General features: G+C 56.4%; 12 protein-coding genes and 1 riboswitch. Of the genes, 8 read left to right on the forward strand and 4 right to left on the reverse strand.

Features of this window, described 5'->3' with window-relative positions:
* Positions 1-37: 37 nt before the first annotated feature.
* Positions 38-1414 (reverse strand): purine-cytosine permease family protein, encoded by a 1377-nt coding sequence (locus HIJ39_RS01485; RefSeq protein ID WP_169095959.1) that lies wholly within the window; start codon positions 1412-1414, stop codon positions 38-40.
* Between the two features lie 183 nt (positions 1415-1597).
* Here HIJ39_RS01485 and HIJ39_RS01490 point away from each other — a divergent pair, with 183 nt between their 5' ends.
* The 4 genes from HIJ39_RS01490 (at position 1598) to HIJ39_RS01505 (ending at position 5209) form a co-directional block, all read left to right on the forward strand.
* Positions 1598-2986, forward strand: coding sequence for a phosphohexomutase domain-containing protein (locus HIJ39_RS01490; protein ID WP_169095961.1), 1389 nt, complete (start codon positions 1598-1600; stop codon positions 2984-2986).
* A gap of 403 nt (positions 2987-3389) precedes the next feature.
* On the forward strand, positions 3390-3998 hold the full coding sequence (locus HIJ39_RS01495) for a cytochrome b N-terminal domain-containing protein (protein WP_169095963.1): 609 nt from the start codon (positions 3390-3392) through the stop codon (positions 3996-3998).
* A 4-nt stretch (positions 3999-4002) separates the two neighbouring features.
* Positions 4003-4971 carry a cytochrome B6 gene (locus tag HIJ39_RS01500; RefSeq protein WP_169095965.1) on the forward strand — a complete coding sequence of 323 codons (969 nt, stop codon included), beginning with the start codon at positions 4003-4005 and terminating at the stop codon, positions 4969-4971.
* Positions 4961-5209 carry a hypothetical protein gene (locus tag HIJ39_RS01505; protein WP_207711398.1) on the forward strand — a complete coding sequence of 83 codons (249 nt, stop codon included), beginning with the start codon at positions 4961-4963 and terminating at the stop codon, positions 5207-5209. Before HIJ39_RS01500 ends, HIJ39_RS01505 begins: the two co-directional genes overlap by 11 nt.
* A gap of 114 nt (positions 5210-5323) precedes the next feature.
* Here the strand turns inward: HIJ39_RS01505 and HIJ39_RS01510 are convergent, their stop codons facing one another.
* On the reverse strand, positions 5324-6703 hold the full coding sequence (locus HIJ39_RS01510) for a purine-cytosine permease family protein (protein WP_169095967.1): 1380 nt from the start codon (positions 6701-6703) through the stop codon (positions 5324-5326).
* Between the two features lie 144 nt (positions 6704-6847).
* Here HIJ39_RS01510 and HIJ39_RS01515 point away from each other — a divergent pair, with 144 nt between their 5' ends.
* Both HIJ39_RS01515 and HIJ39_RS01520 read left to right on the forward strand, forming a co-directional pair.
* On the forward strand, positions 6848-8314 hold the full coding sequence (locus HIJ39_RS01515; protein WP_169095969.1) for a type IV secretory system conjugative DNA transfer family protein: 1467 nt from the start codon (positions 6848-6850) through the stop codon (positions 8312-8314).
* Positions 8307-9059 carry a replication-relaxation family protein gene (locus HIJ39_RS01520; protein ID WP_169095971.1) on the forward strand — a complete coding sequence of 251 codons (753 nt, stop codon included), beginning with the start codon at positions 8307-8309 and terminating at the stop codon, positions 9057-9059. The genes HIJ39_RS01515 and HIJ39_RS01520 overlap by 8 nt, the downstream gene beginning before the upstream one ends.
* On the opposite strand, the gene HIJ39_RS01525 is transcribed toward HIJ39_RS01520, so the two are convergent.
* Positions 9056-9961 carry a 3D domain-containing protein gene (locus HIJ39_RS01525; protein ID WP_338055047.1) on the reverse strand — a complete coding sequence of 302 codons (906 nt, stop codon included), beginning with the start codon at positions 9959-9961 and terminating at the stop codon, positions 9056-9058. The genes HIJ39_RS01520 and HIJ39_RS01525 overlap by 4 nt on opposite strands.
* A gap of 11 nt (positions 9962-9972) precedes the next feature.
* Positions 9973-10105, reverse strand: a riboswitch (cyclic di-AMP (ydaO/yuaA leader).
* Positions 10106-10545: 440 nt separating this feature from the next.
* Between HIJ39_RS01525 and HIJ39_RS01530 the strand changes: the two genes are divergently transcribed.
* Entirely contained in the window at positions 10546-11223 is a 678-nt protein-coding gene (locus HIJ39_RS01530; RefSeq protein ID WP_169095973.1) for a septum site-determining protein MinC, read from the forward strand.
* On the opposite strand, the gene HIJ39_RS01535 is transcribed toward HIJ39_RS01530, so the two are convergent.
* Positions 11168-11692: an NUDIX domain-containing protein gene (locus HIJ39_RS01535; RefSeq protein ID WP_169095975.1), complete on the reverse strand. Its 525-nt coding sequence runs from the start codon at positions 11690-11692 to the stop codon at positions 11168-11170. The two genes, HIJ39_RS01530 and HIJ39_RS01535, sit on opposite strands and share 56 nt — an antisense overlap.
* A 58-nt stretch (positions 11693-11750) precedes the next feature.
* Between HIJ39_RS01535 and HIJ39_RS01540 the strand changes: the two genes are divergently transcribed.
* Positions 11751-12092, forward strand: a complete 342-nt coding sequence (locus HIJ39_RS01540) for a DUF2103 domain-containing protein (protein WP_169095977.1) — start codon at positions 11751-11753, stop codon at positions 12090-12092.
* Positions 12093-12235: the final 143 nt, after the last annotated feature.

The raw sequence follows: 12235 nt of genomic DNA on the forward strand, positions 1-12235 counted from the left end.
GCCTCCGCTATGGAAGGCTGGCTTTTCGTTCAACGGGCTAGGCGGTTTGCTTTTTGCCGAAAATCCAGTACACCACACCCGCCACGACAAAGCTGACGTAATAGGAGATGTCGCCCCAGTGGCCATGGGCGTTGGCAAACGCCCCCACGTACAACGATTGGTTGAAGAAAGGCACCGATACGATAATGGCGATAGCCCAAGCCCAAAGCCCGCGATTGATGACGCGCTTCGGGTTGTAAAAGATGGACTCGGGATAGCTTCCCTTATGAATCAGGAAGAAGTCAACCAGTACCACCGCAGCCCAGGGAGCAATCCAATAGGCCAAGAGGAACAGGAAGTTTTCGAAGTCTACGTAATAAGCGGTGTGTCCAATATAGGCAACCACCGCACCCACAACCCCCACGGCCACGGCCGCGACCCAGCGCTTGATGGGAACGTTGATAACTAGGGCCGAGAGCGATCCGGAATAGATGTTGAGCACGTTGGCCGTAATGGTTCCGAAGACCACCGCCAAAAGGGCCAAGTCAACCAGCCAAGCCGGATGAATTCCCGTTATGAGAGCAATCGGGTTGCCGTTGGCGGCTTTCGGGAAAATACCCGCCAAGGCCACGCCCACCAATTCCAGCCATACCGCGGCAATAAAGTTGGAGGAGAACACATTGCCGAAAATTGCCGACGGCTTGGTGGTCTTGGGCAAGTAACGCGTGTAGTCGGATCCGAACACCGTCCAACCAAATAGATACGACACCGCCAAGCCCACCGCCTCAATGATGCCCCCCGTAATGCCCGAATACTGCCCGAGGATGGAGTGGGGATTGAAAGGTGCACTGTAATGGGCGTGGGAGAATGCAAAAATGGATACGCCAATGAAGACCAACGTGAGTAGGCCCGCCATCACCCGCTCCACCGCATGAATCATGTTGTAGCCGTACACAGCAATAATGACCTGCAGGACTACCATAATAATCAAGCCGACCAAAAAGCCGGTATGCAACAGAGCCGTAAAGGCGAAAGTGCCCAACACGGTGTTAACAGCGAACCATAATGCGCCCGCCACCAAGTTAAATGCCCCAGGCAAGAAATTGCCGAAAAAGCCAAAGGCCGATCGTGAGTGCACCAACTGGGGCACACCCAACCGAGGACCAAACGTAGAAACCAGCGCTAACACGACGGCGCCGATGATATTTCCAATCACCAGCCCAATGGCGGCCTGCCAAAAAGAGAGACCAAACAACCCTACGGCGGCCACTCCCGTGGTCAAGGTCGCCAGCTCGACGTTGGCGCCAAACCACAAAGTAAAGACCGATGAGACCTTGCCGTGGCGCTCCGATTCTTTGATATGCTCGATACCAATAGGTTCGATGCGGGCGACTTCCTCGCCGTAGCGGGGTTCCGCACTGTTTGATGCCGCCATGTCGTCCTCCTCAGATAATCTATGCGGTAATGAAATCCCGAACATTCAACGACATTATATCTCACTTCGTTCGGAAAAGCTATTTTTTTCCGTACGAAAATTCATGGGATTGGTATCGCATCCGGAAAAAGCGGTATCATTTGCGACATAAGGAAAGCTTAGTGGAGGAAAGGACGGATTCCGGTGAATTCCAGCGTGTTCCGGGAGTACGACATTCGCGGTCTTGTGGATGTGGATATGACGGTCGAGGATGTGCAGCGCCTCGGTCGTGCTTTTGGCACCTATCTGGCGGAGCGCAAGGTAGAAGAAGCGCTCTTAGGATGGGACAGCCGTGCGTCGTCCCCGGCGTATCGCGATGCCATGACGGAAGGGCTGATGGCATCGGGCATTCATGTAATTGATATCGGCCAGGTGACCACCCCCATTTTCTATTTCGCCCGGGTTCATTACAACCGCGAAGCCGGTGTCATGATTACCGCCAGTCATAATCCCGCGGAATATAACGGATTTAAACTTGCCTACGGCAAGTCCACTATTTATGGTGATGAAATTCAGGAAGTCCGCCGCATAATGGAGCGGGGAGAATTCGCCGAAGGCCGCGGCTCACGGGCCGAAGCCAATCCCGTCCCTGCCTATCTCGCCATGCTTAAAGAAAAAATTCGATTAGGGCCCCGCCGCTTAAAGGTGGTTGTGGATTGCGGGAACGGCACGCCCAGTCTCTTCGCGGAAGACGTGATGAAGGCGTTTGGGGTAGATGCCATCCCTCTCTTCTGCACTCCTGATCCCACCTTCCCCCATCACCACCCCGACCCGGTGGTGGCCAAAAATCTGGTTGATGTGATTCGTACGGTCAAGGAGGAAAGGGCCGATTTAGGCGTCGCCTTCGACGGCGACGGCGATCGCATCGGAGTTGTGGACGAGAAGGGCAACATCATTTGGGGCGACCGCTTGATGATTCTTTATTGGCGCGAGATCGCAGCCAAATATCCCGGAACGCCCGCGATCGTCGAGGTAAAGTGCTCACAAACCCTGTACGATGAGTTGGAGAAGTTGGGAGCCAAACCGGAATTCTACAAAACCGGCCATTCGCTCATCAAGGCGAAGATGCGGGAATTAAATGCCGTGTTTACCGGAGAAATGTCAGGCCACATGTTTTTTGCCGACGAATACTACGGTTATGACGACGCATTTTACGCGGCCGGACGTCTCTTTCGCATCCTATCCAACACCGACAAGCCGCTTTCCGCGCTGCTCGAGAACGTGCCTAATCTGCCCTCGACTCCGGAAATTCGCATCGATTGCCCGGATAACAAGAAGGCCGACGTGGTCAACGCGCTCAAGCAACATTTCCAAGCCGACGCGTCCGTTGAGGTGATAGACATTGACGGTGTTCGGGTGGTCTTCCCCCACGGATGGGGGTTGGTGCGTGCCTCGAATACCCAGCCAGCGTTGGTCGCTCGGGCTGAGGCGGATACGCCCGAACACCTGACGGCCATCACGTCCGCTATGCAAGAAGCATTGGCACCCTTTTCGTTTCTCGCCCCCATCGACTGGTCGGGTAACTCCATGTAGGACTGGTTTATTTCCCAGCAATATTGCAATGGCTCGAAGAACCGCCGGGTACTGCGACTCGGCGGTTCTTTTTGATGCCCGAAGGCACCTCCGGCTAATTCATGGCTCGATCATGGCGAAGCCGCCAGTCGTCCGGTAACTTCGCGTGCTCTCGCCCTGTATATAAAAACCATTTTTTCACGGCAGCGGTTGAGGGCAAATCCTTGATTTACCGGCATTCATGGCGGCTAATGCGACACACTACAACTTATCACCGCAAAGGAGGAGGCTCTCATGACGCCCGGATCAGGAAATTACATCGTGGAAGTACTATTCTTGCTGACTTTTGTCGTCGGGATACTTTTGCCTTCACGCCGCGATCATTAACCACGCACCACATGTCGTTTCGAAAGGAGGGATGATTATGGCCAATTGGACAGCCGCATCCAAGCGCATGATGGAACGAACACTTTCGGCTGAAACCTGGTTGCCTACAGAAATGCCCGAGTACGCCCAGGGCTTTATGTATATGCTTGGTTCGCTAACCGCATCCAGTTTTGTGGTGCTGGTGATAACCGGCGTACTTATGGCAATGAACGGACCGGACACCTGGTCGTACAACGGAACCATGCGATTTGTCGCCGCGACCCACTTTTGGGCCGTCCAGGCATTTTTCTTCTTCATGATGCTGCATCTCTGGCGAGTGTTCTTTACCGGCGCTTGGCGAGGAGGTCGCGGACTGACCTGGCTCATCGGAGCCATCGCCATGTTGATTGCCATTCCCACCGCGTTTACCGGGTTCTTGATTAACGGTGATTTGTATGCCCAATGGAACGCCGTGCAGGCGAAAGACGGCTTAAATGCGTTGGGTCTCAGCTGGGTTAACCTCACCAACGGTGGTCAGATGTTCGGTATGCACGTGGTGGTGCTTCCCCTGGTATTGAGCGCCGTTGTCGGGGCCCATATCGTACGGGTGCGCTTAAAGAGCGTCGTGCCCCCCTACCCCAACGTGAAAGTGAGAAAGGAGCGATAGTCCCATGCGAGTACAGGATGATGTCGTCAAAGACTACCGTCTGGTGCCTGAGGACTTCGTCAAGCATCTCTTTTCGACGCTCGCCGTGGTGATTGTCGTGGTCTTGTTGGCGTCCCTGCTGTTCGGGGTGCCGGAAGCAACTCCGCTCACCATTAAAAGCTATGCGTCCAAAAACCCCGTGGCGTTCGAGCAAATGGCGCTGCGCGCCCTGGACGGCCAAGGACGTATTGCCAGCTACGGGCCTCCCTATAACCATGGCAATGCCAGCGTGCAGACGTCCATCCAAAGTGCCGTCGGTGTGATTCATCCCGTCAACGCGGCCACCGACTTCATTTTAAAGCCGCTGGCGATGGCCTCCATAATCAATCCCGCCATTGGCCGAACACTCGGGAACTTTAATGCGGCATCGCCCGCTCAACAAAAATCTTGGGAAACCGCCTACACCACCGCCTTAAGTCACGGGGTCTACCGCCATGGTGCGGTGGTCACGCCCAAGGGCAACTTCGGACCTCTGCCCGCGTTGATGAATGATGTCCTGCTACTGGGAAAGAGCGGACTGATGTCAGGGGCATTAATTCGAAACGGATCCATCGTGACCCGGTTCGACAACCAAAACTACCTCTTATTCCTCCAAGGGACGCCGATGCACCAGATTGCGAAGCCGCTGGCACTGACGGGAGAGCAATGGGGCATCATTCACCCTGCCGTTCCTGGATATCCTGGGGCTTGGTGGATGACCATCCCCACGTGGGTTTACCAGTGGTCCTTTGTCGCCAACAACGCGGCTGCCGACGCGATGGCGCTCAGCATTGGCTTTCTCTTCTGGCTTGCGCTGGCCCTCGTTCCGTGGATCCCAGGATTAAATCGGTTGCCTCGGTACTTGGGCGTGCATCGGCTCATTTGGAAAGAATATTACCGCAGCCACAGCGAACCGCCCGCATCGGACGAGGAAGGTCGGAAACATGCGTCATAACCGCGTGGCATCAACGGTACGGATGGCATTGGGAAGCGCCATTGGGGTGATGGGATTTGCTCGTCTTAGCCTTGGCTTTGTCCACCTGAACGGACCCGAGATGCTGATGGGCATCGTCCAAATCCTAGTCGGGACCTTCCTGACGATCGGGGTTATGGCGCCGCTTCGGCATGCACGCCGCCAAAGCAAGGGTCCCGATGAGCCGAGGACTGGGAAGCCAGACTCGGGCACGCCATAAACCATCGCGTAAATTTGTCGTGAAGCCGAAAGCCGTTTCTGCACATGCGAGACGGCTTTCGTTTATCTCTAGAGCATCAGAAAACCGCCATAGAGCCTCCTGAGATTTACGCGCTCACTCAGTTTCAGGCCTTTTGGCGATAATCGCATATAAAGCCCCCGCCACAATAAAGCTGATGTAATAGGAAATGTCGCCGAGATGGCCAAATCGGGCGGCGATCGGACCGATGTACAGGCTTTGATTGAAAAAGGGGATCGAGACAATGATGGCTGTCAGCCATGCCCAAAACCCTCGAGATAGACGGCGACGCGGGTTATAAAAGAAAGGTACGGAATACTGGCCATGGTGAACGAGGAAGAAATCCACCAACACAACGGCCGCCCAGGGGGCTAGCCAATAACCCAGGAGAAACAGGAAGTTCTGAAAGCTGACATAAAAGCTGGTGTGTCCGATATAGGCAACAATGGCGCCGACGATGCCAACGCCCATGGCTGCCATCCAGCGCTTCAGGGGTACATTAATGACTAACGCCGACAGCGATCCGGAATAGATGTTGAGGACATTCGCAGTCACCGTTCCCACCATCACGGCCAACAGCGCCAAGTCAATCAACCAACGCGGATGGATGCCTGTTAAGAGCGCAATTGGGTTGATGCCCAGGGCCGCTTTGGGAAAAATGCCGGCGAGCGCTGCGCCCAAAAGCTCCAGCCACAGTCCAGCTATGAAGTTCGCCGAGGCCGCGGTTCGAAAGACCGCAGCAGAGCGGGTGCTTTCCGGCAAATAACGCGTGTAATCGGAGGCATAGACGGTCCAGCCGAGAAGATATGAAAACGCCAACCCCATAGCCTCGATCATACCCCCGCTAATCCCCGAATAGCGGCCCAAAGGGGAATGCGGATTGAAGGGCGCCCCATAGTGCGCGTGGGAAAATGCAAAAATCGACACGGCAATGAAAACCAGGGTTAAAAGGCCCGCCATGAGCCGTTCGACGGCGTGAATCATGTTGTGCCCGTAAATGGCCAGTATCACTTGGGCCACCACCATGACAATCAGGCCCAATGCAAAACTGGTATGAAGCAACGTGGTAAAGGCAAAGGTTCCCAGTACCGTGTTGACGGCAAACCAGAGCGCCCCATCAATGAGATTTAACACGCCGGGCGCAAAATTGCCGAAAAATCCAAAAGGAGCCCGCGAGTGCACCATCTGAGGAACCCCTAAACGGGGTCCAAATGTCGATACGGCCCCCTGAACGGAAGCCCCCATCAGGTTTCCCAGAAGAAAGCCAAAGGCGGCCTGCCAAAAACTTAGTCCGAAAAGCGATACGGCGGTGACACCCGTGGTGATCGTGGCCAATTCCACGTTGGCTCCAAACCACAGGGTAAAAATAGACCCCACCTTGCCATGACGCTCGGATTTATCTATATGCTCAATGCCAATCGGCTCGACTTGACCAACTTGCTCGCCATAGCGCGGTTCTTTGGTTGGCTCTTCCATACGCGCCCCATCCCTTCGTCGATATTGCCCATAGTGTCGGCCAACCAGCCGGCTTCCATGCCTTGGGACCACCCGACACGAGAAGCTTCTTCCTAAAAGAGGATTATTGTCGAATTGCGCGAATACTCCCGCGAGGCGAGTCGCATGCGTAAATACGCCACCAAATGGGTCAATTGGGCTACCCTTATCGTTCTCGGATATGGCGTCCTGTTTTGCTGGATGGACGCCCTCATCCGCGTTTGGGTGGCGAGCCCCTCGCCCATCACAATATCGTTGGCGGCCGTCGTTCTTCTCGCGGCATCTCTTCGCATTGCAACAAATCCCAGCCGATTCTCGTGGACTCTCTCCTTAATGGCCGCCTCGGGTTTGGCCGTCGACTGGCATGTCTGGCTTTTGAGTCTCGCCGCCCTGCCCAGCCTCCTCCTGGTGTGGGGTCTCGCCAAATCCCGAGCAAACACCCGCGTGGGTTGGCACCGAATTATTCCCTTGCCCGTCACCCTCACCACCAGCGAACGTTTTTTGCACCTTCATGTGCTCGGCCCTACCGGCTCAGGAAAGTCTTCTTCCGTATTGATGCCATTAATCGGCCAGGACATCCGTCAACAATTGGGGGTCGTGGTTATGGATCCGAAAGGCGATTTGGCCAGCACCGCCATTGCCGTCGCGATCCGCCATGGCCGCTCCATCATTCGCTTTAACCCATTGGACGAAGACTGCCCCCACTTCAACCCGTTGGCGGGTCCGGCCGAAAGTGCCGCTGAAGGGCTTGCTTGGACCCTCAACCAGATTAGCGACGGAGGCCATCCCTATTATGCGGTGGCTGCCCGCGTGCAACTGCTGTACGCCGTCCGGGCAGTGAAAGAGGCCTATGGCGAGTCGGCCGACATTGGCTCGGTTCTGCAGTTCTTTCGCGATGAAGCTCACCAGCGACAGATCGTGCGCGCTGCCGAAGATGAAGCGACGCGAGCCTTCTTCACCGAACAATGGGCGCGAAAGCCGGGCCAAGGGCGGGAAGATCGCCAAGGATTGCTTAATCGCCTCGAATTGCTCTGGGCCAATCCGATTGTGCGTCGGGTATTGTCCGCCCCGACGGATTTTACCTGGGACGAGGTTCTCGAGGGGCGCTGGGTGATGGCCGCCACGCTTTCTCTGGCAAATCTGGGACAATCAGCGCAGGCACTGGGCAATCTCTTATGGCATGGACTTGCCCAAGCCGCATACCGCCGCGACCCGGCCAAGCCCCACCCTCCCTGCTATCTCTACCTGGACGAATTTCATCAATGGGTTTCCGAAGACTTGAGCGACTTTCTCGCACTGGCTCGTGGCTACTCCATCGGATTAATTCTCGCCCATCAGGACATGGGTCAGCTCAGCCCGGCCCTGCAAGAAGCGGTAATGGCCAACGCCCGGCAACGCCTCATTCTCCCTGGCAGCGCCGCCGCCGATATCACGCGCTTCCAAAAGGCCGCCGATCCCTTCAGTCTAGATGTGCCCCTGCGATATCTCGAGCGAGGATTGGCCATGGCCCACTTGACCACCCACGGAACTCTACAAAAGCCGCGCATCGTTCGATTGAGCCATCATGCGCTGGGGGAGTCGGGTCATGGATAACGATTGGCGGAATGTGTTAGAGACAACAGGATACCTTTCTCTCGAACAACTGTCGCACTGGTATGGGCTTAAACCAGAGCACATCATGCTGGAGCCTTGGATGCTGCTCTACAAAAACGCGCTGTGGGATGCCCGCCGGTTTCATGGCGGACGCCAAATTGCCCACTGGGCACTTCGCACCCGGATTTTCTATGCCTTGGCGCCGCACCTCACCGACTGGCAGGCCGAAGTTCCAGACAATGGCGTACGCCCCGACGCTCTCCTCCAAATGGCTCAACGAACCGAGCTGATCGCCTTGGAAGTCGACACGGGAAAGGAAAACCAACAGCAGTGGCGAGAAAAGCTGGCCCGATATCACAGTGCCCCGTCGGACTGGCATCTTTGGGTTGTAGCCCAAGGCGGCCGTTTGCGGCTGACGCGCCTGAGAACTTGGCTCGGGGAATGGGCGCCTCTTGCATGGGCGCTTTCGCCCATGACCGAGTTGACATCGCCACTCGCTCTCATCTTTCAGCCACCACGCGCTTACAACAGGATGCCCTCAACCATAAGGCCACGGATGCGCCGATATTTTCTTCAGCAGCACGAGCTATTGCCGGAGCGGGCGGCATGGGAACTCAGTCAGGGCACGCTGGAACTCGCCTGGATAGACCGGCGTCATGAAGCCGACTGGTGGCATCTCAGGGCCCCTGCGCAGAAAAAGGGGGCTCGCTGGAAGGCGACACCCCCTTATGATATGGAAACTTAATTGCCGAGAACGTATAGGGTTACTTGCTGGACGCCAAAGTCGTTAATGACTTGCTCCGGTGCGTTGATGAAGATATCGACCCGGTCGCCCTTAATGGCGCCGCCGGTATCCATAGCCTCACCAAGAAATCCGCCTTTGGGCAGGTAGTTGTCCTGATAGCCGGTCACGTAGACAACCGAATGCAGCGGCACAACGCTGGGATCGACGGCAACCATACCGTCTTGCAGCGGTTGGCCAAATGCATCGGTCGGTCCGTAGGGATAGTTGTCGGCCAGGCTTGGTCCATACGAGGTGGCCACCATGTGGTAAGCCTTTAATACCGGTCGCCCGTCAATGGTCTTAACGGTGGGAGCAAACTGCCCTTTAATGCCGGCCGAGGTCCCCGAAAGCGACGGCTCCGGCGTTGGCGTGCCACCTTGGGGGAATTGGGCGGGGAGTACGTGACTCACCGGACTTCCGATGGTGGTCGCGATGCCATTTTGCGCCGGTGCCTTGGTGCTGTTGGTCTTCGAGGGAGAAATCAATCTCGGTGTTGAATGGCCGGCTGGCGCAGGAACCAAGTGAAAACCGGCCAACATATCCTGCCAGACGACCGGCGAGGTGACACCGTTCACGGCGAACCCCTGCTTGGCTTGAAACGCCTTAACGCCTGCTTCGGTCTTAGGTCCAAAGATTCCATCTACAGGTCCCACTTGCGGGAATCCCAAATCTTGCAAATCCGCTTGCAACGTGGCCACCCAGTGGTTCCGGGATCCGTAGTGCAATACTTGCCGCATGGCTGGATGGTGCACTGCCAATTGGGCGGTAGACGGCACCGAGTACGCCAGCGCGCTTCCGCTTCCCATGAGAAGCGCCAGGATGCCAGCACCCGCCAAGGATGCGTATTTCATCGACAAATTCACGAGGTCAAAGCCCCTCTCATAAGTAGTGCCTCCGGAGTTAGCTGACGGGTTCGGGCAGGAGAGGAAAGGCCCTACGAGATTTCGATTCACCCCACTAACGGTTCCCCCGGTTGTCAGTGAATGACAATTTGGCCTGCTCATGGTATGAAATGTGGACAATCGTGTCAGATCAGGAATCCGCCCCTAGCCGCCGGCCTCACGAAAATGGCCCGCGGATGCGGCTTATGCGTTCTGCGGGCGAAGAATTGAGGGCTTGTCCCAAAATTCGGTGCAGTTGGTGAGGGATGGTCATGCCCAATTTCCCTGTTGGGACGGAGCGCCCATGCTTAAGCCGAGGAGAGAACAAGACAATCTTCGCCACTCGACGCACAGGCCATTCCGCATAAAAGCGCATGACAACACGCATTTTGGGCGGCCCGCCGAGGGTATTGCGCTACCCCGCGAAAACGTGGGATGCTATGGGTAATGCTGAGTTACACGGCACAACCGTGTCGAAACATTTTCGTCGAATCGGCAGGAATTCCCATGGCCGGTCGCGAATTTCTGGGGATATTGTCGGCACTTAGAATGGGACGGTGTACAAGATGGAGATTAAGGGTGACCGCCGGGGGCTTCGCCTCATCGCAAAGCATTTTTCCACAAACGACGACTTCGTCAAGGAACTGAAAGCGACGCTGCACGCTAAGGAAGAATTTCTTGGCCGCGCCAGTCTGCTCATCGAAGTTCCGAAGGACGCCCTCAATCCCGAACTCTTTGAGCGCATTACCGAGGCGTTTCAGGCGTTCCCCAATCTAAGCCTTCGAGGGATTCAGGAGAACGAATCTCCGGGGGTGATTGCGCCTCTCGCGGATCGGCCTGCGGAACTCATGGCCCCGCCCAAGGTTGTGCGCCACACCATTCGGTCTGGCCAGCGTCTCTCGCATCCTGGCGATCTCATCATTGTTGGCGATGTTAACCCTGGGGCTACTGTCACTGCCGGGGGCGATGTGATGGTATTTGGCTGGCTCCGGGGCTCTGTGTATGCGGGACAGCCGGAAGACCCCTCACGGGTCATTTACGCGCTCCGCTTCGATCCGAGCCAGGTTCGCATTGCCTCGGTGCTCGCCTTGGGAAACCCGGAAGGGAGCGGCAACCCGGAAAAAGCTCTGGTGGAACACGGCCAACTGGTCGTCAGGCCTTGGCATGACGTGCGCCTGCCTGAGGCGATTACTCAGGACAAGAGCCATTGGCAAGATCGCTTTTCCTCGGCGACACCTTCCTAACCCAGTCGGCCAGCGCTTGACGGGTGATGTCAAAATACACTGCGCTCCAGGGAATGTCCCTTAGCGCGAAAAGTTTGACCTCCAAGGTTTCAAGACCGGGTCGCGCCCGGGAAAAATCGCCATCAATGGCGTATACGGCCGTTAATATGCGGGTGTCAGGGGATGAGTAGACGCCTTGAAGGCAAGGTGTCCCCAATTGCATGTCCACCTCCTCCAAGGTTTCTCGCACCGCAGCGGCCTCTAAACTCTCTCCCGCTTCCACATATCCGCCTGGCACAACCCACTGGCCGAAGCCGGGAGCGATGGCACGGCGCACTAACACCACCTGCTCGTGATGACGGTGGACAATCGCTGACACGGAGGCTATCATGTCGGGGTACCGGACCGCCTTGCAAGCGATGCACACCTGCCGGCGTTTGCCTTCTAGGATGCGCTGGGCCATGGGACTCCCGCAGCGGTCACAATACACATTTTCCCCTCCCCTTCGTCATGGCGTAAAATGGGAATGCCGGAAGGGAGCGAACGCCATGGCCAAGTATCGTCGCAGCAAAGTGAAGCGCCAGCACCATGTGGTGGCGGCGCTGGAAGATGGCCTCAAACTCATCGGATCGCTCCCGGAGGTGGATGGCATTATTCCCGGCATCATCAAACCCAAAAGCGGCGGAGCCATGGGCTTTACCTTTCAATATCTAACCCAAAGCGGATTCAAACTCATCGGCCGCTCCAGCGGCGCCGCCCAAGAAGTGTTCGTCATTACCCAGCATCCGCAAGGGGTGCTTGAGGCCCTGCAAACACAAGGCCTTATTCGAATGCCGGAGGCGTCTCAGCCGTCGCCACCTCCAGACCAAAATTCGCAGCGATCTCCTTAAAAGCCTCCACATAGTCGTCGGAAACCTCAATTGCGGTCCCGTCGCCCATGCGAATCCAACCCCGCCTGGCCGCCGGATTGGAGGCCATGTAGCGCAAAAAACGCTCGGTGGTGTCGCCGCTACCTAACACCTGCAGATCCATG

It is taken from the genome of Sulfobacillus harzensis (genome assembly GCF_012933365.1).
GTDB lineage: Bacteria > Bacillota > Sulfobacillia > Sulfobacillales > Sulfobacillaceae > Sulfobacillus_B > Sulfobacillus_B harzensis.

Bases quoted from the DNA above. Each gene is read 5' to 3' on its own strand.
- HIJ39_RS01485 (WP_169095959.1), bottom strand. From the start codon at position 1,414: ATGGCGGCATCAAACAGTGCGGAACCCCGCTACGGCGAGGAAGTCGCC.
- HIJ39_RS01495 (WP_169095963.1), top strand. From the start codon at position 3,390: ATGGCCAATTGGACAGCCGCATCCAAGCGCATGATGGAACGAACACTT.
- HIJ39_RS01500 (WP_169095965.1), top strand. From the start codon at position 4,003: ATGCGAGTACAGGATGATGTCGTCAAAGACTACCGTCTGGTGCCTGAG.
- HIJ39_RS01505 (WP_207711398.1), top strand. From the start codon at position 4,961: ATGCGTCATAACCGCGTGGCATCAACGGTACGGATGGCATTGGGAAGC.
- HIJ39_RS01510 (WP_169095967.1), bottom strand. From the start codon at position 6,703: ATGGAAGAGCCAACCAAAGAACCGCGCTATGGCGAGCAAGTTGGTCAA.
- HIJ39_RS01515 (WP_169095969.1), top strand. From the start codon at position 6,848: ATGCGTAAATACGCCACCAAATGGGTCAATTGGGCTACCCTTATCGTT.
- HIJ39_RS01520 (WP_169095971.1), top strand. From the start codon at position 8,307: ATGGATAACGATTGGCGGAATGTGTTAGAGACAACAGGATACCTTTCT.
- HIJ39_RS01530 (WP_169095973.1), top strand. From the start codon at position 10,546: ATGGAGATTAAGGGTGACCGCCGGGGGCTTCGCCTCATCGCAAAGCAT.
- HIJ39_RS01540 (WP_169095977.1), top strand. From the start codon at position 11,751: ATGGCCAAGTATCGTCGCAGCAAAGTGAAGCGCCAGCACCATGTGGTG.